31 protein-coding genes, 1 pseudogene and 1 riboswitch are annotated in these 23,248 nt (G+C 32.7%); of the genes and pseudogenes, 27 read left to right on the forward strand and 5 right to left on the reverse strand.

The genetic code is table 11. From position 1 onward, the window contains the following. Window positions 1-76 precede the first annotated feature (76 nt). Window positions 77-418 (reverse strand): DUF3914 domain-containing protein, encoded by a 342-nt coding sequence (locus tag ACLBXA_RS18640; RefSeq protein WP_001165517.1) that lies wholly within the window; start codon window positions 416-418, stop codon window positions 77-79. 276 nt (window positions 419-694) lie between these two features. Between ACLBXA_RS18640 and ACLBXA_RS18645 the strand changes: the two genes are divergently transcribed. The 10 genes and pseudogenes from ACLBXA_RS18645 to ACLBXA_RS18690 all read left to right on the forward strand — a co-directional run bounded on the left by ACLBXA_RS18645 (window position 695) and on the right by ACLBXA_RS18690 (window position 9,875). After that, window positions 695-1,936 carry an esterase/lipase family protein gene (locus ACLBXA_RS18645; protein WP_000517058.1) on the forward strand — a complete coding sequence of 414 codons (1,242 nt, stop codon included), beginning with the start codon at window positions 695-697 and terminating at the stop codon, window positions 1,934-1,936. A gap of 87 nt (window positions 1,937-2,023) precedes the next feature. After that, on the forward strand, window positions 2,024-3,049 hold the full coding sequence (locus ACLBXA_RS18650; protein ID WP_000701766.1) for a homoserine dehydrogenase: 1,026 nt from the start codon (window positions 2,024-2,026) through the stop codon (window positions 3,047-3,049). Between the two features lie 89 nt (window positions 3,050-3,138). Then, the gene (pdxR, locus tag ACLBXA_RS18655) at window positions 3,139-4,587 is read left to right on the forward strand and encodes a MocR-like pyridoxine biosynthesis transcription factor PdxR (protein WP_000471637.1); all 1,449 of its coding nucleotides are present in this window, start codon (window positions 3,139-3,141) and stop codon (window positions 4,585-4,587) included. A 4-nt stretch (window positions 4,588-4,591) separates the two neighbouring features. After that, complete coding sequence (locus ACLBXA_RS18660; protein WP_002082718.1) at window positions 4,592-5,506, forward strand: D-alanine--D-alanine ligase; 915 nt, start codon at window positions 4,592-4,594, stop codon at window positions 5,504-5,506. A gap of 73 nt (window positions 5,507-5,579) precedes the next feature. After that, window positions 5,580-5,685: riboswitch (TPP riboswitch) on the forward strand. Window positions 5,686-5,812: 127 nt separating this feature from the next. Continuing rightward, a complete protein-coding gene (tenA, locus tag ACLBXA_RS18665; protein WP_000144509.1) occupies window positions 5,813-6,502 on the forward strand; it encodes a thiaminase II in 690 nt (229 codons plus the stop codon). A gap of 397 nt (window positions 6,503-6,899) precedes the next feature. After that, on the forward strand, window positions 6,900-7,163 hold the full coding sequence (locus ACLBXA_RS18670; RefSeq protein ID WP_002082716.1) for a DUF3937 domain-containing protein: 264 nt from the start codon (window positions 6,900-6,902) through the stop codon (window positions 7,161-7,163). 447 nt (window positions 7,164-7,610) lie between these two features. Beyond that, window positions 7,611-7,913 (forward strand): heterocycloanthracin/sonorensin family bacteriocin, encoded by a 303-nt coding sequence (locus ACLBXA_RS18675; RefSeq protein WP_082199992.1) that lies wholly within the window; start codon window positions 7,611-7,613, stop codon window positions 7,911-7,913. A gap of 152 nt (window positions 7,914-8,065) precedes the next feature. After that, window positions 8,066-8,197, forward strand: a pseudogene (locus ACLBXA_RS18680) (site-specific integrase); the annotation flags it as partial. A 209-nt stretch (window positions 8,198-8,406) separates the two neighbouring features. Next, window positions 8,407-8,892, forward strand: a complete 486-nt coding sequence (locus ACLBXA_RS18685; protein WP_002041181.1) for a hypothetical protein — start codon at window positions 8,407-8,409, stop codon at window positions 8,890-8,892. A gap of 311 nt (window positions 8,893-9,203) precedes the next feature. Continuing rightward, window positions 9,204-9,875 carry a pPIWI_RE module domain-containing protein gene (locus ACLBXA_RS18690; RefSeq protein WP_447617372.1) on the forward strand — a complete coding sequence of 224 codons (672 nt, stop codon included), beginning with the start codon at window positions 9,204-9,206 and terminating at the stop codon, window positions 9,873-9,875. A gap of 68 nt (window positions 9,876-9,943) precedes the next feature. Here the strand turns inward: ACLBXA_RS18690 and ACLBXA_RS18695 are convergent, their stop codons facing one another. Beyond that, window positions 9,944-11,053 (reverse strand): site-specific integrase, encoded by a 1,110-nt coding sequence (locus ACLBXA_RS18695; protein WP_414978454.1) that lies wholly within the window; start codon window positions 11,051-11,053, stop codon window positions 9,944-9,946. Window positions 11,054-11,598: 545 nt separating this feature from the next. Between ACLBXA_RS18695 and ACLBXA_RS18700 the strand changes: the two genes are divergently transcribed. The 3 genes from ACLBXA_RS18700 to ACLBXA_RS18710 all read left to right on the forward strand — a co-directional run bounded on the left by ACLBXA_RS18700 (window position 11,599) and on the right by ACLBXA_RS18710 (window position 13,218). After that, window positions 11,599-12,750 (forward strand): AimR family lysis-lysogeny pheromone receptor, encoded by a 1,152-nt coding sequence (locus ACLBXA_RS18700; protein WP_414978455.1) that lies wholly within the window; start codon window positions 11,599-11,601, stop codon window positions 12,748-12,750. Window positions 12,751-12,787: 37 nt separating this feature from the next. Next, window positions 12,788-12,934 carry a hypothetical protein gene (locus tag ACLBXA_RS18705; protein WP_000720921.1) on the forward strand — a complete coding sequence of 49 codons (147 nt, stop codon included), beginning with the start codon at window positions 12,788-12,790 and terminating at the stop codon, window positions 12,932-12,934. 86 nt (window positions 12,935-13,020) lie between these two features. Next, on the forward strand, window positions 13,021-13,218 hold the full coding sequence (locus ACLBXA_RS18710) for a hypothetical protein (RefSeq protein WP_000910484.1): 198 nt from the start codon (window positions 13,021-13,023) through the stop codon (window positions 13,216-13,218). A gap of 37 nt (window positions 13,219-13,255) precedes the next feature. On the opposite strand, the gene ACLBXA_RS18715 is transcribed toward ACLBXA_RS18710, so the two are convergent. Then, window positions 13,256-13,609: a helix-turn-helix domain-containing protein gene (locus ACLBXA_RS18715; protein WP_000491236.1), complete on the reverse strand. Its 354-nt coding sequence runs from the start codon at window positions 13,607-13,609 to the stop codon at window positions 13,256-13,258. 200 nt (window positions 13,610-13,809) lie between these two features. Here ACLBXA_RS18715 and ACLBXA_RS18720 point away from each other — a divergent pair, with 200 nt between their 5' ends. Genes ACLBXA_RS18720 through ACLBXA_RS18760 form a run of 9 tightly spaced genes read left to right on the forward strand, consistent with a single transcriptional unit; the run spans window position 13,810 to window position 17,226 of the window. Continuing rightward, entirely contained in the window at window positions 13,810-14,001 is a 192-nt protein-coding gene (locus ACLBXA_RS18720; RefSeq protein ID WP_000854271.1) for a helix-turn-helix domain-containing protein, read from the forward strand. A gap of 55 nt (window positions 14,002-14,056) precedes the next feature. Further along, on the forward strand, window positions 14,057-14,323 hold the full coding sequence (locus ACLBXA_RS18725; RefSeq protein ID WP_000522030.1) for a helix-turn-helix domain-containing protein: 267 nt from the start codon (window positions 14,057-14,059) through the stop codon (window positions 14,321-14,323). Continuing rightward, window positions 14,323-14,487 carry a hypothetical protein gene (locus ACLBXA_RS18730; protein ID WP_000390287.1) on the forward strand — a complete coding sequence of 55 codons (165 nt, stop codon included), beginning with the start codon at window positions 14,323-14,325 and terminating at the stop codon, window positions 14,485-14,487. Before ACLBXA_RS18725 ends, ACLBXA_RS18730 begins: the two co-directional genes overlap by 1 nt. A gap of 57 nt (window positions 14,488-14,544) precedes the next feature. Next, window positions 14,545-15,600: a DnaD domain-containing protein gene (locus ACLBXA_RS18735; protein WP_447617373.1), complete on the forward strand. Its 1,056-nt coding sequence runs from the start codon at window positions 14,545-14,547 to the stop codon at window positions 15,598-15,600. Between the two features lie 3 nt (window positions 15,601-15,603). Beyond that, window positions 15,604-15,882, forward strand: coding sequence for an AbrB/MazE/SpoVT family DNA-binding domain-containing protein (locus ACLBXA_RS18740; protein WP_414978457.1), 279 nt, complete (start codon window positions 15,604-15,606; stop codon window positions 15,880-15,882). After that, on the forward strand, window positions 15,875-16,234 hold the full coding sequence (locus ACLBXA_RS18745) for a hypothetical protein (RefSeq protein ID WP_001125962.1): 360 nt from the start codon (window positions 15,875-15,877) through the stop codon (window positions 16,232-16,234). The genes ACLBXA_RS18740 and ACLBXA_RS18745 overlap by 8 nt, the downstream gene beginning before the upstream one ends. A gap of 18 nt (window positions 16,235-16,252) precedes the next feature. Further along, window positions 16,253-16,420 (forward strand): DUF3954 domain-containing protein, encoded by a 168-nt coding sequence (locus ACLBXA_RS18750; RefSeq protein WP_000717826.1) that lies wholly within the window; start codon window positions 16,253-16,255, stop codon window positions 16,418-16,420. A gap of 25 nt (window positions 16,421-16,445) precedes the next feature. Then, window positions 16,446-16,697 carry a helix-turn-helix domain containing protein gene (locus ACLBXA_RS18755; protein WP_414978458.1) on the forward strand — a complete coding sequence of 84 codons (252 nt, stop codon included), beginning with the start codon at window positions 16,446-16,448 and terminating at the stop codon, window positions 16,695-16,697. 19 nt (window positions 16,698-16,716) lie between these two features. Then, window positions 16,717-17,226, forward strand: a complete 510-nt coding sequence (locus tag ACLBXA_RS18760) for a dUTP diphosphatase (RefSeq protein WP_001054608.1) — start codon at window positions 16,717-16,719, stop codon at window positions 17,224-17,226. Between the two features lie 903 nt (window positions 17,227-18,129). On the opposite strand, the gene ACLBXA_RS18765 is transcribed toward ACLBXA_RS18760, so the two are convergent. After that, window positions 18,130-18,522 (reverse strand): thiol-disulfide oxidoreductase DCC family protein, encoded by a 393-nt coding sequence (locus ACLBXA_RS18765; RefSeq protein ID WP_000196761.1) that lies wholly within the window; start codon window positions 18,520-18,522, stop codon window positions 18,130-18,132. A 138-nt stretch (window positions 18,523-18,660) separates the two neighbouring features. Here ACLBXA_RS18765 and ACLBXA_RS18770 point away from each other — a divergent pair, with 138 nt between their 5' ends. From ACLBXA_RS18770 to ACLBXA_RS18785, 4 genes are read left to right on the forward strand one after another with little or no spacing between them, the layout of a single operon-like run. After that, the gene (locus tag ACLBXA_RS18770) at window positions 18,661-18,921 is read left to right on the forward strand and encodes a hypothetical protein (protein ID WP_414979000.1); all 261 of its coding nucleotides are present in this window, start codon (window positions 18,661-18,663) and stop codon (window positions 18,919-18,921) included. A 33-nt stretch (window positions 18,922-18,954) separates the two neighbouring features. Further along, on the forward strand, window positions 18,955-19,131 hold the full coding sequence (locus ACLBXA_RS18775; protein WP_178389853.1) for a hypothetical protein: 177 nt from the start codon (window positions 18,955-18,957) through the stop codon (window positions 19,129-19,131). A 32-nt stretch (window positions 19,132-19,163) separates the two neighbouring features. Further along, window positions 19,164-19,445, forward strand: coding sequence for a hypothetical protein (locus ACLBXA_RS18780; protein ID WP_075720498.1), 282 nt, complete (start codon window positions 19,164-19,166; stop codon window positions 19,443-19,445). A 31-nt stretch (window positions 19,446-19,476) separates the two neighbouring features. Continuing rightward, a complete protein-coding gene (locus ACLBXA_RS18785; protein ID WP_080497311.1) occupies window positions 19,477-19,677 on the forward strand; it encodes a hypothetical protein in 201 nt (66 codons plus the stop codon). Window positions 19,678-22,546: 2,869 nt separating this feature from the next. On the opposite strand, the gene ACLBXA_RS18790 is transcribed toward ACLBXA_RS18785, so the two are convergent. Next, the gene (locus ACLBXA_RS18790; RefSeq protein WP_001141563.1) at window positions 22,547-22,762 is read right to left on the reverse strand and encodes a spore germination protein; all 216 of its coding nucleotides are present in this window, start codon (window positions 22,760-22,762) and stop codon (window positions 22,547-22,549) included. A 234-nt stretch (window positions 22,763-22,996) separates the two neighbouring features. Here ACLBXA_RS18790 and ACLBXA_RS18795 point away from each other — a divergent pair, with 234 nt between their 5' ends. Further along, window positions 22,997-23,137, forward strand: coding sequence for a DUF3983 domain-containing protein (locus ACLBXA_RS18795; RefSeq protein WP_447617374.1), 141 nt, complete (start codon window positions 22,997-22,999; stop codon window positions 23,135-23,137). The last annotated feature ends 111 nt before the right edge of the window (window positions 23,138-23,248 follow it).

Consider the following 23,248-nt stretch of genomic DNA (forward strand, 5'->3'; position numbering starts at 1 on the left):
AAAAGAGTTCGAGGTTGATAGAAACTTTATCACCCCCGAACTCTTTTTAGTTTGTAGACCAATCAAATATTATGCTTTACATTACTTCATTTAATCGAGTCTCGTTTGTTTCCTCAATCGCATTTGAATTTTGAACTGAATTATTTTGGGCTTCTTTTTCTTTACGAGCCTTTTGTAGCATTTCAAGGATGATCCATAAAGGAACACCTTTATCCTTTAACATCTTCCATAAATCTAATTCATTAAATTTATGCTCAGGCTGTTTCATTTCTTTTTCAGATGAACGAATATCAAACTTGATAGGATCATTTACTTTCTTACTTTCCAGTTTAGTAGAAGAGATAGTATTATGCTCAAGAGTAGATGGAGTTATTTTAGTAGGTTGAGATAATGTATGAATATTTGATCCGATTTGCATGCTTTTTCCTCCTTTTCAAGCAATGAGATTAGTTTTCTTATGGTTTTTAAATTTTTTTAACATGAGGAAACTATATCTAATTATAAATTCAAATAAACAGATTTACAAGTTGTATTGTAAAAAGTAAATGTTCACTTGAATTAATATTTATCAACAATTGTATATGTTTTCTATATATACAACGTATATAAAATACTTTACATTATGTTTAAGTTGTTAAAACATTGTGTTAATTTTTAGAAGAAAAATGTAAACGTTTTATTAGGGGGAGAAAGTATGGGGAAGTTATTTTTAAAAATATGTTTTTTCGCATTAGTGACCTTATGTTCATTTGTAGCGAAAATATCATATGCTGAAGAGAGGCAACCAAATAATTATCCTATCATATTGGTGAATGGATTTGCTGGATGGGGTAGAGAAGAAATGCTTGGCGTAAAGTATTGGGGTGGTGTTCATGATATACAGGAAGATTTGAAACGAAATGGTTATACGGTACATACCGCAGCTGTTGGACCTGTTTCTAGTAACTGGGATCGTGCATGTGAATTGTATGCGCAAATTAGCGGTGGCACAGTAGACTATGGTGCCTCGCATGCTGAGAAACATGGACATAATCGTTTTGGCAGAACTTATAGTGGTTTTACGCCGAATTGGAGTGAAACAAATAAAGTTCATTTAGTTGGGCATAGCATGGGTGGACAAACGATTAGAACATTAGTACAGCTATTAAAAGAAGGTAGTTTTGAAGAAAAGAATTATGCGAAAAATCACCCAGACACCAAAATATCACCACTATTTGAAGGCGGAAAATCATATGTTCATAGTGTTACAACATTAGCAACCCCTCACAACGGTACAACACTTGCGGATGGTAGTCTTCTGCTGCCGTTCGTTAAAGATTTACTCATTACAGCTGCGAGCTTTGGAGGAAACAATAATTTATCTTTATATGATTTTAAATTGGATCAATGGGGTATAAAGAAGATTGCTGGAGAGTCCTTTTTCCAATATAGTAATCGTATTCTAAATAGTTCACTTTGGAAAAATACAAAAGATATAAGTCAATGGGATTTAAGTACAGATGGTGCAAAGGAGTTAAATAATTGGGTAAAGACGCAACCGGATGTTTATTACTTATCTTATAGTGGACATGCATCACAAGCAGCACCTATTACAGGTTTACATTTGCCTCATATAACGATGAATAAAGTGTTGATGGGGAATGCATTTTTCTTAGGTTCTTATGCGAGATATGAAGAAAACCGTCCGTTAGTTGATACTTCTTGGTGGCAAAATGATGGTGTAGTAAATACCAATTCTATGATTGCACCAATTTCTAATGTTGCTGTAAATAATCATGAGTCATTACAGGTTGGAAAATGGAATCATATCGAAACGAAAGCGAATTGGGATCATCTCGACATGGTAGGATTAAGTGTTTCAGACTCGTTAGGTTTTTCTAGCATTCAAGAGTTTTATAGAACAATTGCTGAAAAGCTATCACGTTTACCGAAATAAGTAATAATAAAGCGCTCTCGATGGAATTCGAGAGCGCTTTATATTATATTGAAAGAGGGGTTTGGTAGAAAAATATGGGGGGATATTATGAAGATTCAAGTTGTATTATCAGGATACGGAACAGTAGGCAGAGAGTTTATAAAATTATTAAATGAAAAGTATTCATATATATATGAAACATATGGGATTCAATTAGTTGTAAGTGGCGTATTAGGAAGAAATATTGCAATACATAATGAAGACGGCTTATCTCTTCATCATTTATTGATGTATGGTGGCGGTACCGCTGCAATTGAAAAATATTTAGAGTATCATCCGAAGGAACGTGCAACAACTAGCATAAGTGGTACTGTATTGGTAGAATCAACAGTTACAAATCTTAAAGATGGAAATCCAGGGAAACAATATATGAAACAAGCGATTGAGAAACAGATGGATATAGTAGCAATTTCAAAAGGTGCACTCGTTACAAACTGGAGAGAAATAAATGAAGCAGCAAGAGGCGTAAATGTACGAATTCGATATAGCGGTGCAACAGCCGCTGCACTACCGACGCTAGATATCGGACAATTTAGTTTAGCCGGTTGCAGTATTGAAAAAATAGAAGGAATATTAAATGGAACAACTAATTATATTCTTACGAAAATGTATGAGGAAGATATGACATTTGAAGAAGCACTGAAAGAAGCGCAAAATAAAGGAATTGCTGAGACAAACCCTATATTAGATATAAGTGGTTCAGATAGTGCGTGTAAATTGTTACTTTTGACAAACAGCTTAATGGAAACAGAGAAAACACTTACTGATATACATATAAAAGGAATCGAGCACGTTACAAAACAACAAATACAAAATGCTAAGGAACAACATAAAATTATTAAATTAATAGCATCAATATATAAGGATGAGGGTGGCAATGTGAATTTAAATGTTGAACCGTGCGAAATAGAAAAAGATCATCCGTTAGCAAAAGTAAATGGGACCGAAAAAGGAATTACGTTCTTTACAGATACGATGGGACAAGTTACTACAATTGGTGGGGCTTCTAATCCACGAGGCGCTGCAGCTGCAGCTTTAAAAGATGTAATTAACTTATATCGAAAAGACTTGTAAGACCGTACCGCCCTTTATAAAAAATACATATGTCGTGGACCTTTTGTGAATGAAATAAATATGCAAAAATGATTGCAGGGGGTAAGGAATTGTTTAAGGATTTTAAAGTTGTTAAAGATCGTCCCGTTTATATTCAATTGAAAGATTATTTGAAGAAGATGATTATGAAAGGGCACTTGCTCGGGAATCAAAAAATCCCATCAACAAGGGAACTAAGTGAATTACTAAGTGTGAGTAGAAACACTGTACTTGCTGCTTATGCAGATTTAGAGCAAGAAGGACTCATTTATGCAGTTAAAGGAAAAGGGAACTTTGTTGCGAAGGTAGATATATCTAACACTTCGTCTGTTGAAATAGATTGGAAAAATAAACTTAATACAGTGACCGCATTAGCGGATGAATTAGATTTAATGAAACATGGTGTTCGTTGGGAAAAGGGAATGATTGTTTTTAATAGTATAGCCCCGGATGAGAAGCTATTTGATGTTGAAAACTTCAAAAGAGCTTTTCTTACTCGTATGTCCATTGAAGGGGACATCGTATTGAACTACGGATATGCAAAGGGATATAAACCGTTAATGAATTATTTACTTCATTACATGGAAATGAAAGGTGTAGACATTTCGAATAAAGATATTCTAATTACAAATGGATTTACAGAAGGATTGGATATTGTACTTTCTTCTTTATCAAAAAAATCCGGTCGTGTCATTTGTGAGAATCCAACTCACCACGCTGCACTAAAGCTGTTCCGTTTACATGGACTTGAAGTTCATGGGATTGATATGAATGAGGATGGTATTGATACGAATGAAGTTGAAAAAAGCTTACGTGAAAAAGATTTTGATTTTGCTTATTTAATTCCTTCTTATCATAATCCAACCGGTATTGTTACGAGTTCAGAGAAAAGAACGGAATTGATGAGGTTATTCTCGAAATATAAGGTTCCTATTATAGAGGACGGATTTAATGAAGAATTACGTTATTCAGGTTCACATTTAGCTCCCTTATTAACTTTTGCTGGAGCTGGCAATAATGTGATTTATATTAGTAGCTTTTCAAAGGTACTTTTCCCTGGTTTACGTGTAGGTTGGATTATTGCAGATAAAGAGCTGATTCATTATTTAGAAAGCGTAAAAAGAGCAAGAACAATCCACACATCTACGTTAGATCAAGCGGTTCTATTTCAATATTTACATGAGGGGTATTTTGAGAAATATTTAAAAAAGGCAAGATCGGTTTATAAGAAAAAATATGAGTTAGCTGTCGGCGCGTGTAATCAGTTCATTCCTTTCAAAAGAATGACTGGAGATGGTGGACTTCATTTATTTATAGAGCTAGAAGAGCATATGAATGCCCGCACACTTTTACAAAAGTGTTATGAGAAAGGCGTTACGTTTTCACCTGGAGATGTTTTTTACTCTGATGGAGAAGGGGCGAACACTTTCCGATTAGGGTTTTCGCGCTTGAAAGAAGAAGAAATAGTTCGGGGAATTAAAATAATTGGTGATACATTAAAAAATGAAATTTGGAGTTGAGAAAATGAAAATCGGTGTTATTATGGGCGGGGTATCGTCTGAAAAACAAGTTTCAATTATGACAGGGAATGAAATGATTGCTCATTTAGATAAAAATAAGTATGAAATAGTCCCAATTACATTAAATGAAAAAATGGATTTAATTGAAAAAGCGAAAGACATTGACTTTGCGTTGCTCGCATTACACGGGAAATATGGAGAAGATGGGACAGTTCAAGGAACACTGGAGAGTTTAGGGATTCCTTATAGCGGAAGTAATATGTTATCTAGTAGTATATGTATGGATAAGAATATTTCGAAAAAGATTTTACGTTATGAAGGTGTAGAAACACCAGATTGGATTGAACTTACAAAAATGGAGGATCTAAAGCTTGATGAGTTAGATAAGTTAGGATTTCCATTAGTGGTAAAACCAAACTCTGGCGGATCGAGTGTCGGGGTGAAAATCGTTTACAATAAAAATGAATTGATCTCAATGCTAGAAACTGTATTTGAATGGGATTCTGAAGTAGTAATTGAGAAGTATATAAAAGGTGATGAAATTACATGTTCCATTCTGGATGGAAAACAGTTACCTATAGTTTCAATTCGACATGCAGCCGAGTTCTTTGACTACAATGCAAAATATGATGATACTAGTACAGTTGAGGAAGTTATCGAACTTCCAGCGGAAATTAATGAACGTGTAAATAAAGCGTCACTGGCTTGTTATAAAGCATTAAAATGTAGTGTTTATGCAAGAGTTGATATGATGGTGAAGGATGGAATTCCATATGTAATGGAAATTAATACATTACCAGGGATGACACAATCAAGTTTATTGCCAAAAAGTGCAGAAGCAGCGGGAATTAGTTATAGCAAACTATTAGATATGATTATTGAAACATCATTAAAAGTTAGAAAAGAAGAAGGGTTTTAAGGGGATTATATAACTAATTCTTTTGACAGTTTCACGAAGTATGCTATGATGAATACATTATAAAAACAAAATATTTATCCACTAGGGGGGCCTTTTATAGGCTGAGATCAAATGTGATTTTGAGACTCTTAGTACCTGATCTGGTTAATGCCAGCGTAGGGAAGTGGGAAAGACGTTGCTATTTAATGAGTAAATAAATACTGTCAATTTCACTTTCTTTACGCCTGTAAAGAAAGTTTTTTTATTTTACAGCTTTAATAATTGTGGATAAATACTTATATTTTATACATTATTGGAGGGATTTAAATGACTTTTTCACAATCATTACGTAAAGAAGTAGATTCAATTTGGGAAGCGAGTTTTAACCATCCTTTTGTAAAAAAACTTGGTGAAGGAACGTTAGATTTAGCTAGTTTTCGCTATTATGTGCTTCAAGATTCATATTATTTGAGTCATTTTGCTAGAGTACAAACTTTAGGAGCTGCAAAAGCTCTTGAATTAGAGACGACAGCTCGTATGGCACATCATGCTCAAAATACATATGAGGCCGAGTTATCTTTACATGAGAATTTTGCTAAAAAGCTAGGGATAACAAAAGAAGAAAAAGATAATTTTATTCCTGCGCCAACTGCATATGCGTATACTTCACATATGTATCGTGCTGCGTATGAAGGGCATTTAGGAGATATCATTGCAGCAATTTTACCTTGCTATTGGTTGTATTACGAAATTGGGGAACGTTTAAAAGAATGTCAGCCGGAAGAGCCAATTTATAACGAATGGATTTCTGCTTATGGATCTGATTGGTTCCGTACGCTAGTTGAAGAACAAATTACACGGTTAGATACTATTGCTGAAAAAGTAACAGAGGCAGACCGCAAGCGTATGAAACAGCATTTTATTATTAGCAGTCAATATGAATATTCATTTTGGGAAATGGCTTATACATTAGAAAAGTGGCCAGTGGATACAGACGTAAAAGACGTAATTGGATAAAGAATAGAAGTAATGTTAGAGATAGGTATGGATCATACCTATCTCTATATTTTTTCTTGTCAAATTTGCGTAAAGTCATTAGTGCTACGGATATGGTGAAATAGAATATCGATAATTTAGCTCATTTAATTGTCTACGCATTAACTGGATAAACTTCTGTCACATTTATTTTACAATTAAAGAACGTAAATGTTGGTGGTATGAAGTTAAATAAGAAAAGAAACCCGAGCTGTTAGCTGTAACGGAGTTGTGTTTTCTTTGCAGGAATTTCTAAGTTAACATGAAGTGCTGTTCATACAATATGCAAATTTGCATATTGTATTTTTTTGAGTTCTTTGTGTGTTAAAATAAAATATAGAGATATATAAATATAAAGAAGCAAAAGCAGGAATATCCAATGAATTTTGAGAGGTGTTATATGTTTACAAATAAGAAATTAATTCGATTTGGTTTATCGTTGTTTGTATTTTTAGGGATAATTAATTTTACAATCAGCTATTTCCAAACATATCTTGAAACAGCAGCAGATATTAAATGGGTAATTCCAGAAATTTGGAAAACTATTTTACTAGATGTTCCTCAAGGTATACTTGTTCTTTTAGGCGCAATTGCATTATATGATTTCACAAAAGAGGCATCACAAAAAGACGCATCAATCTAAGTGTGTCTTTTTTCAATTAGAAATTTCATAGAGAGCTTTGCTGGAGAAATAGAATAAAAAGCCCTAATTAGGGCTTTTTTCTTTATAGGAATTTCTTAACCGTCATAGAAACCGGTTACTTAGAGGTGTTATAGCAAAGGCATTTACAGTACAAGAAAATCTAAGTGATATATGGAAATATATAGGATTTGTCCGCGTGATTATTGAGAAATTAATTGAGCTTAGTAAGTATGAAGATATGACGCTAGAATTTATATTTTATAATTTCTATTTATAAAAATGAGCCCATAGTAAAAATAGGTATATGAACAAGGTGCATCATCTAGTGATAAGTCATACTTTGTTGGTGTACGTATTGAACTTAGTTTATAGCGCTATTTCTACTTAGATGTAACGAACAGAAATATAGGGAAGCATCAATGAGGTTGTATTTTATAAACGGAGGTTATGAAAATGAATCAGTTTCAACAAGAAATACAAGCGTTAAGCCTTAATGATTACCGATCTGGAAATATTGTCTATTGGGACCAGCAAAATCAATATCCATATTACTATATTGAAGATGCTGCTCGTCGCTGTGGGGGTTGTGGTCGCTGTGGGGGTTGTGGCGGAGGTCGTTGTGGCGGATTCCGTTGTATTGGTTGCTTCGGTTGTTTTGGTTGCGGAGGTTGTGGCGGTTGCTCTAACTGTTTTAATGGTTTTAGTGGTACTACTGATACTACTGGTACTATTATAACGTATGAATATTGATTGCATTTATCCTGCTATTTGCCGGGCAGTAAGACCCTAAAAAAATTCAGCGAGAGCAAAGAGAAGTTAGGTGGCCGGCTGCCCATAAAAGCCCGATGGATGAGGGCTAATTAAAGTTTCACCTTATCAATTAAAAAACATTAGTTTTATATATGTACGTGCCGACAAAGAATATAGTCATTATTAATGGATATATTCAATCATTCAAGTGAAAGAGTAACAATAAGATATATAGGTGTAATCAAGATGTGATGGATAAAGCAATGACTAGATTTAAAATCTAATCATTGTTTTTTTCTTATGGTTTTATCATTAAATATCTGTCTAGTTTGGGCATTGCTTCCTTCTAGCTAATGAATTTATTACAACTTTGTAAGGTTAATGTAATGTTAATCGATAGTAAATGAAGATGCTTGAGTGTAATTTAAATAAGATTAAAAAGTACTGTTTATCTATAAAATAATCGGGTAAATAATATGTAATTAGGAAGTGTATGAATATGATTGAACTAAAATCTATTATCCATTCGTATAAACTAAAGAGAAAAATAGCTAAAGATTTATACGGAAAAAGAGATGAATTGACACTGTTATTAAATGAATTTAATAAAATGAAATGTACAGTAACATCTGAAAAGAAGAAAAACAATATATTATCTCGTTTGCAACTAATTTATCAAAATATGAAATTAGATAAGCAGTATCCTCTATCAGTTGCTTTTGATAGTAAATTATTGGAGCGATTAGAAAAAGAACCTCTACATACTATTGAGGATGGTGTAACATGTTTACATCTAATGTTAGATGTGAATTATGAGAAAATAAAACAATATGGTTCGAGTACAAGTAGGTCATTTGTTCCATTATCGCAGTCTTCTATTTGTCTTGCTGATTGTATTTGTTTAACAGGAGTTGTAGTAGGTTTACTAGGAGCAATTTCATTTGGGGGATTACTGTTATCTATATGTTCAATTACATAAAGGTTGATATTTGTAAAAAGGGCACCGAATTAAGGTGTTCTTTTTTGGTTTTTTTGTAAAGATATTGTAAATGATAAGTGCAATGCATTAAGCGTAATGTATAATTCGAATGTATCGAAATTCAAATATAATAGAGGTGTTATACATGATAATTACTTTGAATTTTTAAAAGAGTCGGTTTGATAATAATTTATGTAGATAAACAGTTTTTACGTTTCTTTTAAATACTTGGTTTAAATGGATGAGATTAAGTAACTATTGTTCTAGCTTTTTGATAATCAAGACAACTGAAGAAAGGAAGGAATCATTTTATGAAAAAATTAAGGCTGCTAACATTTGAAAATATAGTAGAACCCCTTTTAAATGAAAAGGTATCATTTATATACTTTCCTATTGAATGGCTGGACATCGTAGAGATACATTATAAGACATTTTTATTAACGAGTAAGTTGAAACGTTTGAATGAAAGATTGTATGATATGTTTTCGGATATATTGTTTATTCAGCATAACCCGTACGTATTAAATGAAAATACACCATGGATTGTATCGAAAGAACCTATTAGACAAGAGCAGCTCGATTATATTTTTCAAAGTTGGTATGAGATTATTCATGATTGGAAACCAAATAGATTAGTAGAACCACCAAAATATGAATGGCAATCCGATTTGATTTCTAATTTGCCAGTACTACATGATAATGAAACGTATTCTAAGTGGGTGCCCGCTTTAATCTCACATATTTTTTGTGAGCGTCCTATATATTTAGAAAATACAAATGCAGAAGAAATCTATTTTTCTCCTCTTAGATCACAAAATATTTGTGAGGCGATGTCAGGGCCAATAAAAGATGAAAAAACACAAGATTTTTTCTCCTATGTATATCGATTCGAATGCATAACCCGTGGTGGTGAGAACGCTCCATTATTAAATATTTTAATAGGGATTCGGAGATTTTATCAAGAATATAAGATGATAGGTTAAAGAAACCTTGATATAACAACGTTTGTTTGACCTATTTTTATGATTTGCAAACATTTTGCAAACATACGTTATCCAAAGATGCTTTTACCAAAGTTTTTAACGGCTTCTTCTTGCATATTCGGTAAAACATGAGAATAGACACTTAATGTCATTGAAATATCTGTATGACCTAATCGCTCACTGATGATTTTAGGATTAACTCCTTGTTTCAATAGTAGCGTTGCGTGTGTATGTCTTAAATCATGGAATTTAATTTCTTTTATACCTACTGTGTGTGTCGCCTTAATGAAACCTTTTCTGAAAGATGCTCTTTTTATGATTCTTCCAAACTCATTACAATTTATTAAATCTTGATCTAGATATGCAGAACCAAACCTTAATTTCTCTTTATTAATTAAAATTTTATGTTTTTTTAAGGCTGCTATTGTTTCATTAGGTACAGGAATTGTACGTTTTGATGAATTTGTTTTTGCAGTTTGTTTGATTTTATTGTCATGACCAGATGTTTGATTTATTGTAACAGTGTGTTTTTCAAAATCAATGTCTTGCCATCGTAAACCTAGAACTTCTCCCAGACGCATACCTGTAGTTATTGCAAGTAGATACCCAATGTGATATCGTGATTCTTGTGAATGAGCTAAAAACTTTTTTACTTCTTCCTCTGTCCAAGTCTGGATAGGGGTTTTTTCTTTTTTAGGTATCTCAGCAAAATCTGCTGGATTTCGAGAAATAATATTTTGTTTTACGGCTAGGTTTAAAGCGCTCTTTAAAATTCTATGCATAAGCAGAATAGAATTGTTTGCAATCCCTTTATCTAACGCAGCCTTATAGCATTTTTGAATGTGCATAACATTTAATTTATGGAGCGCGACCATTCCTATACTAGGTATAACATGTTGGCTGATAAATGCCCTATAACCAGCAAAAGTACTCTTTTCTATGCTCATACTTTTAATTTCTAGCCAATGATTTAGGTAATCTTTTAGCGTAACTTTAGATGGTTCTATAAAAGTTCCTTCATTCAACTCTGTAATTTTCTTTGCCACATCAGCCTGTGCTTCTTTTTTGGTCTTATACCCAGAAAACCACTTCTGTCTTCTTTTTCCTGTCTCTGGATCAGGACCGATATCAATAACGATACAGTATTTATTTCCTCTTTTTCGAATATGTCCTTTCACTTAAAACACTCCTTCATTTGTTTTGAATCATGTTGTATAAGTCTAGTTGTAATTTTGCTGCTATGAAAATTACATGTTTGGACATATCAGCGATGGATATATTTTACCATATAAAAATAAATTCAGTTATAGTGTAGGGGATTCATTTGTTGTTAAACAATAGTAAAATGTCTACTCCAATTATTAAATGCAATATTGCATATTTTTTTAGGAAGTCTAAAAAACAAGGAGTATATTAATATTTTTAACTTTCTCAAGTATTTTCAGAATATGAGAGAATAGATGTTTGGGTTATTTATGATAGAATATTCTTAATAATATAATTTGATGGAACGAAAAAGACCCATAGCGTGTGTAATTGTGCTGGGAACACTTTTACACCGTTTGCCCTAATTGTAGTAGGGAAAACATTTGCCATGAGCCTTTTAGTTACGACTATGCGTAACATATACGGCTAGTATAACACAACTTTTAGATGTAATTCATCATTAAGGTGCGTTTTCATGATAGGGAAGTGTGTCTTGTTCCAATAAGGGGGACAAAACATGTGGAAAGCTCTAAATCAAATTGAAAAAGAGTTATGTGCAGCTGGAATAAGGAAAAATAAACTAGCAAATTATTGGGGAGTTAAGCCAAGTACTGTTACAAAAGTTTTTAAAGGTAACACAGACATGAGTTTTGGCTTTCTTTCTAAGACAGTCATCCTATTAAACAAAGGCATACAGGTTCAAGAAAATTTGTTAACAGACTATATATATATAACGAAACCAAAATCAGAAAACTTACGTGAGGCAATGGAGGATTTAGCTTTAAGGGGAAAGTTTAATCTATTAATTAATATTATAAAAAGTGAATCACAATCAAAGGTAGCAGAAAATAGAGAATTTGCTAATGTGTATCGAATTATATATAGACGATATATAGGTGAGATTGATGCTATACAGTACCATAAGGCATTAAGCCTCGAAAGTAAATCGATAAGAACCTCAGAGATGGAAGTGTTAATTGAAATTTTATTATGTCAAGCGCAATATCAATCGGGTAATTTTACTTCTTTAAATGAGCGATTAAAATCTCTTGAAATAAAAATAAATAAAATAAGTAATAGGTACATTCGAGAATGTTATAAATTACGATATAAAGAAGCCATTGCGGTTACTTCGTTGCAGGGTGGTGAAGTCATTGAAGCAAGGCATGTTAGCATGGAACTATTAGATGATCTTGAATGGGATAACTTTTTTTCTTTTCCAAAAGTAAATGCATATTTAAAGCTAGGAGAATCGTATATTTTTTCAGCGAATGAATATGAGAAGGCAAAATATTATTTGGAAAAGACTCTTGAAGTGCTAGGGGATAGTAAGGTTAAAGGAATTGAGAGAAAAAGAAAAATGGTGCAACATACATTATCATTTCTAAAGATCCATCATGATAAAGAAATTAGTAGCATAGATGTTGTTCATCCAGGTGAACTAGCATATTTAAGGATTAAACAAGGTAAGAGGTTTGAAGCGAGAAAACTATTGATTCAATTAAAAGAGAAGAATGGAAGATTAACAGACATACAGACTGCATATTTAGGTTTAACATATGAAGGTACTAAAAAAGAAGAGTTAATGAAACGTTCTCTTTTGATGTGTCAAAAATCAGGGAATATATTTTATTCGAATTTACCAAAAATACACTTGGGTTTAATTTGAATAGTTGGTATAATTGTCTTCGGAAAGAGGTGAAATAATGAAAAAAATAATTACAATCATTCCTGCGCTATTAATAGCTGCTACATTATTTATTAACACTGATTCTATAAAAGAAAAACCTAGTACAAATGATTTAAAACCTACAATTCAACACATGATGGTTGACCCTGGTGGCGGCTGGTAAAATACATAATAAAGGTTTATATATATTACAAATGACATCGTCTTAATTGACGATGTCATTTGTAGTTTTAGGAGAAATTTCTTTTTTTGCTGAAAGAAGAAAAAAGAAATTATTGTAAAAAAAATCCAAAAACACAAAGAGGGAGATTGAAGAAGATGAAGAGCAAAGAAGGGGAAGTTAATCTAATTAAACAAGCTTTATTACTTTTGCAAGAAGAGGATAATCCAAAAGAGAAATTATTTTCTATCTGTTTGAGTGAATCCAACAAAGAAAAAGTTATGTAAAAAAGACTATCTAACTTTTTTGGATAGTCTTTTTACACTACATATTTCCTTTAGATTTTTCGTAGTTCACAAACATCTCTAATTGCTCTAACGCTTTTTTTCGTTGTTCTTCAGGTAAGTCATTAATGATCTGAAGAATTTCGTGTGCTTCTTTTGTTAACTGTAAGTCTTCGCCCGCTGTTAAATCTGGTGAATCAGATAAACCTAACAAATAATCTGTTGTTACTTTTAAATAATTTGCTATCTTCTGAAGTGTACGTGTACCGGGTGCTTTTTTTCCCTCAACATAATTATAAACAGAAACATGACTAACACCAATTGCATCAGCTAACTGTTGTTGGGTGATGCTCTTCTTTTCAATTAATGATTTCAATCTCTCATGACTAAACATAATAAAAAACACCCCAAGTTTATTTTATATGAAATTATTTTTTCTTAATTACTATTATGGTGTCACACTGTCATTATATATTAACTATCAGTTAAGTGGAAAGGTAATTTTTTTGAAAAAAGTTTTGGGAAACACTTGAACTTAACTTTAGGTTAAGTTATTATGTAATTAACAACAAAAACGGAAGAGAGGAGTTGTTTATGAAAACTCTAAAGCAGCTACGTGTAGAACAGGGATATACATGTAGGGAAGTAGCTGAAGCCGTGGGTATTACTGAAGTTTATTATTGGTATATAGAAAACGGGAAGCGTCGACCTTATTATGATTTAATTGTGAAAATTGCTGAGTTTTTTAAAGTGAAGTTAGATGCAATTAAAATTTTTTGTCCATAACTTAACCTTAAGTTAAGTTATGTTTGGTTAAGTAAATTAGAAAGGAGCAAAAAAAATGGGATTAGATCAAATTATTAAAGAGTCAATCCGCGAAGTTGTTCGCGAAGAAATTCAAGCAGCTTTAGCTTCATTCCAACAACAATCACAACCAAACAAGGTAATGAGGGTGAAAGAAGCAGCTGCTTACCTCAATATAGCAGTTTGTAGAATGTATGAATTAGCAAATCACCCACATTTTCCAGTGATTAGGGAAGGTCGTAAATTACTTTTCTTGCAAAAGGATTTAGAAGCTTGGCTTGAAGCACAAAAGGAAGTGATTTAGTGGAAGATACAACATCATTAGCTATATTAGCGATATTAATTGCATGTGGTTCATGGTTGTTTTACATAACTTACGAGCCGATAAAACAATGGGCTTGGAGTGATGTGAAGCAAAGTAAAAAGACCCATGGCAGTGGGTCCTTTTCAAAAAATAAGTTGTTATAAGTATACCACGGAAAGTATGGAAATAGCACATTGGTTTTATGAAAAGGAGTGAAAGCTATGAACAACAAGGTATTACAAATAGGGCAAATAAATTTTCGTGGCAATGTTATAGATCATGGATGGTTTAAAACACTTACATTAGATAATGGTAAACCTAATATTGTTGCAATTACTATCTTAGGAGAAATTGTTTATTGGTATAAACCTACTGAAGTAAGAAGTGAAGAATCTAGTCAAGTTCAATATAAACAAAAGTTTAAGGCAGACACGCTTCAAAAGAGTTATCAACAATTAGCCGATTCATTTGGGTTTACAAAAAGACAAGTAAAAGAAGCATGTGACTCTCTGAAAGAACGTGGACTTATAAAAATTGAATTTAGGACGATTCTTGTTAACGGAACTAGGTGTAATAACGTTATGTATGTTGAACCTGTACCTGAAATGATTCAGAAAATATCTATTATATATTGGGGAAATGGTAACCCTCCTACACTGAAAAGTAATAGCACTATTACTTTAGAAAGTAAGAGGGTCTTACATTCTAAAGCAATACCCTCCTACGATAAAACGGAAGAGTCTCTTACACTAGAACGTAAGACAAATACAGAGATTACTACAAATATTACTACAAATATAAATGATGATGATGCTACTTCATCTCAGAAATTAATTGATCAAGAATTTAAAACTAGTTACAACTTTTTACTTGAAAAGGGAATTCCGTTAAGTGAAATTGCAATTCAAGAATTAGGTGAGTTTTGCGATAGATTCGGTAATGAATTAGTTATTCACGCTGTTAATAAAGCAATTGATGAAAATGTACCAAAGTGGAGATATATTCGCAGTATTTTAAGTAGTTGGGAAAAGGAAAAAGTAAAAACATTAAATGATGTTGCTGCTTTAGATACTCGATTTGAAATGAGTAAGAAAAACAACAAACGTACTGGTAAAGGTTATTCCAAACGAACGGAAGTTGTACCGGATTGGTTACGCAAACAAGAAGAACAAGAGCCAATACAGCAGCCAGAGCAAACTCAAAGCGATGATCTTGAAGATAATAAGAAGCGTTTGGATGAGATTCTAAATAAATATAAAAATACTAAAGGAGAGTAAGGTATGAAAAGCACAGGCGTTGCAAGAAGAGTGGACGAGCTAGGTCGTGTAGTAATTCCAATAGAGTTACGCAGAACTTTAGGTATTACCGAAGGAACGGCACTAGATTTTCATGTCGATGGTGAAAACATTGTTTTAAGAAAACATGAAAAGTCATGCTTTGTAACGGGTGAAGTTTCTGAAAACAACATAGAGTTGCTAGGTGGCCGAATGTTTTTAAGCAAGGAAGGGGTAAGTGAATTACTGGATCTTATTCAGAAGAGTGGGATGGCACATGCCTAAGCAACTAAACATTTTCGATGTAGAGCCAGCAATCTGTGAGTTCGATGTAATGAAGGCAAATGTGAAGAGAGGAACTGGACGCACTAAATACGCTGACGTACGCGTCCAAGTTCCAACGAATGCAAAGTGTACGGATGAATTACCACGCACAACTAAACAAGATGATCGCTATGATATTTTTGAGCAGTATGTAATGGCAATATGGAGATTTCAAAGAGCTGTAGATAAGTTTTTCAATTGGGATACAGCTGAAGAATTGTGTAAGGCAGCAAGGGATAAAAAAGAAATAATTCCGGTAAGGGTTTATTTAGGAAGTGGATTTAAACCTGATGTTGTCGAGTACATGCGGTAGTAAAAAGGAGAGGGACATATGAAAAAAATAGAAATTGATGTTAGTAGCAACAAACTTTTAATAGTGAAGGACGGAAATGTAACAGCAGTAAATCCGCCAATGAGTGGATTCGGTGAGCAAGTGGCGGTTTGGGTAAACGGTAAAGTTGATCGTGTAGATACTAAGTTTACTGAAAAGATAAAATAATTAATTTTAGAAAGTAGGTTCGCTTATGAGTGTAGCAAGAAATCATAAAGCGATGAAGGAATCACGGTTAAAAATATACATCGCTTTAGAAGAAGCTAACTTCATTTGGGATGAAAGAGATGTAGTACGTTTTCGTGAAATGTGGAGTCAAGGTATGAGTTTGCCGAAGATGGCAAAAGGGTTAAGGAGACATCAAGCCGAGGTTGCTCTCCTTGTAATAGATCAGGCTGATAAGTATTTAATTGAAAATCGTCCAATAGGATTAGGGATTTGCTAAATAGGAAGGGGAAAGCAAAATGAATTTAACCAAAATATTCGGAATGCAAAAGGTGTTAGATACAAGAATCATTAAGGAGCATGGATTAGAAGGGCAAAATTTATTTTACAATATGATTCTTGCATTACAGGTTGAAATTGGAGAACTTGCAAATGAAACAAGATGCTTTAAGCATTGGAGCAATAAAGGACCTAGTGAAAAAGAAGTTATTTTAATGGAGTATGTAGATGGATTTCATTTTATATCTTCATTAGGGAACGGCATCGGATTTAATCCTAATGAATATAGCCTGAAGTTATTAGAACATAATGCAAACGTCTATACCGCAAGTACGCTAGTAAATCAATTTAACAATGTATATGAAGCTGTATCGGAATTTCGTGCAACTCAAGACATTGAGCTTTATGAGGAATTATTGTACTCGTTCTTAGGTTTAGGTAAGAAATTAGGAATCACATTTGAAGAGATTGAGCAAGGTTATTACAAAAAGAATGAAGTGAACCACCAGCGCCAGGATAAAGGTTATTAAGACCAAATTTGAATTTTGTACAAAAATACACAGAGTGATAAGTACAGTTCTATAAATAAAAGCTCCACTCTCAAAAGGGTGAGAGTGGAGCCTATGGATGAAATTACTGAGTTCTTGGGATGGTGAACATCAGCACATAAATAATAGCATGAGTATTCGGAAAAATCATTGAATAAATGTTTCCGATTTTTCAAATTATAGTTAATTAATTTTTATTAAACAAAAGCGTTATTTTAATCGGAATGGCAGGTAATTGACCAAATCACCTGCCATGTGCCTAAACAGTCCGGAGGGGTAAAACTCCGTTTTGAAAGAGTGTAGCTGACTCGTAGATAGTATGTGTAATGTGGAAAAGCATATTCGTAAAGTGGAATTAAAAAGAACCTGTTGTTTATAACAAACAGGTTCTGATCAGAGCCATAGGCTCAATTTTAGGAACTACAAATCTACTGGGGGGTAGTGTAATTCCTGATTAATATTAAGGTATGTTAATAAAATCTAAATATGATTAATCAAATGATAACTAAACAAAATTCGTATTATACGAGCAAAAATAAAAGAACCCGTTTGTTATAAACGGATTCTTCCCACAAGGTGTGCAAGAAATTCAACGTAACTGGACCAGAGCCACCTATGGAATCCCTTGTGATAATACTGTATGCAAAGGAATCAATAAGGTTAATGAAATTTAAACAAAATCCTTATTTGAAAGCAAAAAAAAAGAGCACAGATATAAGTGTGCTCCTAGACTAAAAGGTTTGAACGTATGGACTGTGGAGTGCCCTACACAATAATATATGCTTGTCAGACTTAAGGGTGCGAAGTTTTTTACAAATCGTAATTTTGGTGAATAAAAAATAGAATCTCTCAAAGAGAAATTCATGGGAATGTTTATATTTTTTATTACTCTAAAAATCTTTTTTTAATATCCGGAGTAGGGATAAGACATTGTTTTTGTTTGCCAAACCAGTTGTATCTATTTTCTGCAATTTTTTTGTAATAAAGGTTCCGAATAGGTTTTGGGATTATAAAAAGGATGAAAAATAATTTGCAACTTCCTTTTAAGTGCTTACAAATATTCAGTATGGCATCTGATTCTGTATAAGCCTTATTATTATCAATTAATACCACGCTATCTATCGTTTCGCTAATGTTGTATTGATTTAATAACTGAATACCTATGTTACTTTGGCGTGATGCAAATTTAAAATATCCTTTAGGATCTCTTTTAATAATAAATTGAACACTTTGATTACATAAGTTACAGTCTCCATCAAAAAGTATAATTCGTGTCATTTATAATCCTTTCTAAAACGTTTATTTGAATGCTTTTTATTTTAACTGAAAAGAGAATATAAATACACTCATTGTGAATTATTGAATTACGAAGATTTTTTAATGAAAACGCTATTTTATTAGAAAAGGAGAATGAAAATGGAGGTCCAGTTAATTCACGAACAAACATATAAAAGTCAGTATGATTTAGAAAATACAGTAGAAAAATTCTACGATAGTCTCCTAGAAGAATTCGGAATGTTAGAGGACGAGGATATCAAGAAATTCGATAATATAAGCGGAGTATTTGAGGCGACGGCCGTAATGCAGAATGGTTTAAAATTGAAGATAGAAATATTCTTTGCGGATGATGCAGACGAAGATGAATCATGGGTTTGTAAAGCTTATCAAGTAGCTTAATAAAAACTTCATTTTAATAAATAAGGAGGATGAATGATGGTTTTAGAGGCGAAGGTGAAATTTGAATTAGATGAAGAACAGAAATTACATTTTCAAAATATAAGGGAAAACGAAGGTGAACAAGAAGCGTTTTACTTTCTAGAAGAATTGATAATGAAAGGAATCGATTCAGCTGAATTTGTAGAGATGGAGTACAAGGATAACAAATAACATTTCAGTCAAATCGAAAGGGGAATGGAGAAATGATTGAACAAATGGATATTGCGGAGGGGCAGTTATCAATATTCGAAATGGATGAAACGAAAATTAAGCTGTACGAAGTCTTGGAAGCGAATGGCTACCATCACGAGATTAAGAGTTATTACTTACACAATGATTACATCGGATTGGTTAAGTACTTTTATATACGCACAACAGACAATACTATCATTGATTTATGTTTAAGTGAGTTTCCTGAGGTGTTTGCAGTATATAAAGATTTTTCAGAGAAAGAGATCCAGAAGATTTATAAGGGCAAATTGTAATTCTGAATCTAATATCGGAAGGGGAATGGATATGAGGATCTCATGGAAAGAAAAAATATACGCTTTGTATAAAGGGGATGTCTTCATCTCAGAAGGGACTATTCCAGAAATTAATCAGGAAACAAACAAATCGATTGATTTCCTTAGGTTTATGACTTCTCCAGCTTATGAAAGACGTTGTGGTGATAGTACGAGAAGATTACGTTTGATCTTATTGGATGATGAAGATTAATATAAAAATTTCATTTTATGAAAAGGAAAATTGAATGTGATTCCTATAAAATAGTGCCCGCATTTATGGTGAATAAATAAAAGAATCCGTTTGTTATAAACGGATTCTTCCCACAAGATTTGCAAGAAATTCAAGGTAACTAAACCGGAGCACTTATTGAATTTCTTGTGATAATACTGTATGCAAAGAAATTATAAAGGTGCATGAGAACAATAACAAATCCTTATTTAACTACAAATAAAAAGAGGTCCTAGGGAACTAGGACCACAATTGAAGTATCATCTTTAAAGTGAAAGTTAAAAAGGATGATATGAGGTTATTTTAACATAAATCTTTAAATTAAGAAATAACGATATTATCAAAATCGTTATTTAGACATAAAAAAGAGCACTTAAATTGTGCTCTTAAACAAGAAAGATAGATCCCTATGAGTGGAGAGTCTCCATACAATAACATATGCTTGTCTAGTTAAAAGGTGAGAAGTATTTTTTGAAACCAGTAATAAATGAAAAGAGCATCAAAGAGCATCTTGGGAGAAAGACGCTCTATAGGTGAATTTACTGTAGAGAGTGTTTCGGTTTATTATATGCAATTTATTTAGGAAATGTTTTTAATAAAAATACTATTTAATAGAAAATATTTAACAGGACCCGATTAGGGGGACGGGTCCTGTTAATGGAACGATAGATCTTTATGGGATTACCAATAAGTTACCATAAAAGGCAATTATTTTCCGTAAAATAGGTGTTGAGAAAGCTTTTTGTAAATGCTTTATTTTACACAACAAAGCAGCTAGCCAAAGTAGCTAACTGCTCAGTTGTACAATTTTAGAAGTTTCACTGGATACAGATGTAACAAAAAGTTACATCTGTAGTTTAAACAGAATCCGAAAAAATATGCAGGAAAGAAAACTAAATTAAAACTTCATTCAGCACAACAAAGTAATTAACTAGCTGCTTGTTGTACAAAAAAAATTACGCTTATAAGTAAAAATAGCAGGTAATTGACTAAGTTACCTGCCATAGTCTGGAGGGTAGTACTCCATTTTTAAAGAGTGTAGCTGTTGGAAGCTGACTTGCCGATAGTATGTGTAATGAAAAAAAGATTATTCGTAATATAAATAGAAAAAGAGCGCTAATTGAGAGCGCTCTTTATACCCAACCATAATGGAGGTGACGTGCTCACATTATATAGAAAGGTAGTACTTATAGTATGTATAAGTATGAGATTAGTGAATAGATGTAGATGTAATTTGTATTTAATAAAAAATAAAAAGAGCGCATTTTTATATGCACTCTTAGTAAGGTAGGTGAATGTCTTATGAGATAGAAAAATCTGTAGATTGTAATCAGATTTTCACGAGTAAATTTTTAATATTGTATGCTTTTCTTAGAGTTATGGAGCCTGTCATTAAAGGAAAAAGGCAAGGTGGAATTTTTACACAAACGATATTTCATAACAAGCGAAAAAGAGCACACATAAAAGCATGCTCTTCGATAAGAAAGGTAGTACTCTATGAGCGGAGAGTCTACATAAAATAGTGTATGAGTGTTTCTTTTAAATGTGCAGAAAAAATCAATAAAATGTCAACGGAAAATCAACAAAAACTCTATATTAGTAAACAAATTAGAAAGGACCTGCTGTGGGAGAACAGGTCCTTTACAAAAATGCCTATGAGGAAAATCAATGTCACCAATATAGTATCAATAAAAGAGAATTTATTCCAGGTGATAAGTATTGAGAAATAAAAAATATTTGGCGCAACAAAGTGGTCAACTTTATTAGCTAACCACGTGTTACACAAAAGAAAATTAGGCCCTACAAGTAATAGCTGTGTAACTTAAAGTTACAGTTATAGTATAAGCGAGATTGGAAATGTTATACGAAAGTTATTTTGGTAAAAATATTATTTTATAGAAATAAGAAAATTAAAAAAGAGCACCATGCATCAGTGCTCTTTAAGATCGGAGGTAACTCTTTAAGTGGAACGTCTAGGTTAGAAATATATGATGTGAAAAGGAATTAAGAACAAAATTTTAGATTGAATACAAAAGAGCAGCTAGCAAAAACTAACTGCTCTCCTAAAGAAAATTTAAGAAGGAAGTTCAAAGATTAAGTGTATTTATAATATGGACAAGTTTTGAGAATTTATTCAAGGGGTAGGACTTTTACGATGAAAAATACATTAGGTGATTTAAATAACCACTTCTTTTATAAAAATATAATTTTATTAGTAGAAATTTTTAAAAGGGCCTGTTGCGAGGGTAGGCCCTTTTGAGAAAAAATTAATAGTAAAGTTTACGTTGAGGTCACTTATATAATACAAAATGAAACTTAATAATTCTATACATTGAATGTTGAGAAACAAATTTATGAAAGAAGAGCGGCTAGCAAAAACTAACCGCTCTAATCAGAGATGTTCCTCTAGATGTAGTTATAGTATGAACAAAATAGCATGTTTTATTCAGAAATGAATAAAAAAGCAGCTAGCAAAAGCTAACTACTTCATACAAAAAGAGTGAAGAAGTACTGGACAGTTAAAGGAGTTTTGGCTTATCGCCTGTGTATAGTATGTGTTAAATATTAAGGAATATGCAGATGTATCACAATGAAAAAGAGCACCTTCGAACAGTGCTCTTTCCTGGAGTGAATAGTCAAATGAGTCAATAAAGAAAGGTGCATCAAAAATACTCTCTATAAATTATTCATTTTCGCATAAAAGGTGATGAATTTAAAAAAGCAGCCAGCAAAAGCTAACCGCTCATTCTTCTAAGAAAGGAAGGAATTAATGGGTATATAAAAATCCCCCCATTTACAGTATTAACGAAAGATTGCATTTTATTCAGGAAATAGAGGGAAATGAGTAAAGTTAGGCTGTTCCAACTTGATTTTGGTCTGCAACATCAGCATCAAATGTGTTTGTCGCGCTAACACCGTTAAAAGTATTCACGACAAATCCAACATTCGAAGAGCCAGAACCGTTATAAGCTTTCGTATTTTCTTTCGGTGATACGTTGTAAAAATCCCCTAAATTGAAAGCACCATTACTGTTTTGCACGACGAGATTTCCAACAACAGAAGGCATAGTACGCACCTGCCTTTCTAGAAAGTATTTAAATTAGCATATGGTGTATTCGTCTAGAGGTTCATTTGGATTTAAGATTTCGAAGTTATTGCTTGGAGAGATCTTAATGAAATAATCTTTTTGTAGGAAGATAACTTTATAAAATAGGTACAATTCACGTTCAGATTATTTTTGAATGTAATATAGGTATCAAAGGGAGTAAAACGCTCAAAAATGGAAATGAGAGACATTTGTATGAAAGGGATGAAAGAAATGGCAAATGAAAAGAAAAAGAAAATAAGAAAAGCTATCGCTCGGCGTGCAATATCCGTTGATAAATACCAGGTTAACAAAGCTTGGAGAAACATCTTTGTGCAGGCTGGTATTATCAAATAAATGAAAACAGAATACAGTCCGGCTAGAAAACTAGAGGACACCAATTCATTAAAGCAGCAATAAAAGCTGTTTTAGGAATAGGTGTCCTTTTTATTTTGAAAAGGGAGATGG

It is taken from the genome of Bacillus sp. D48C, assembly GCF_053345735.1.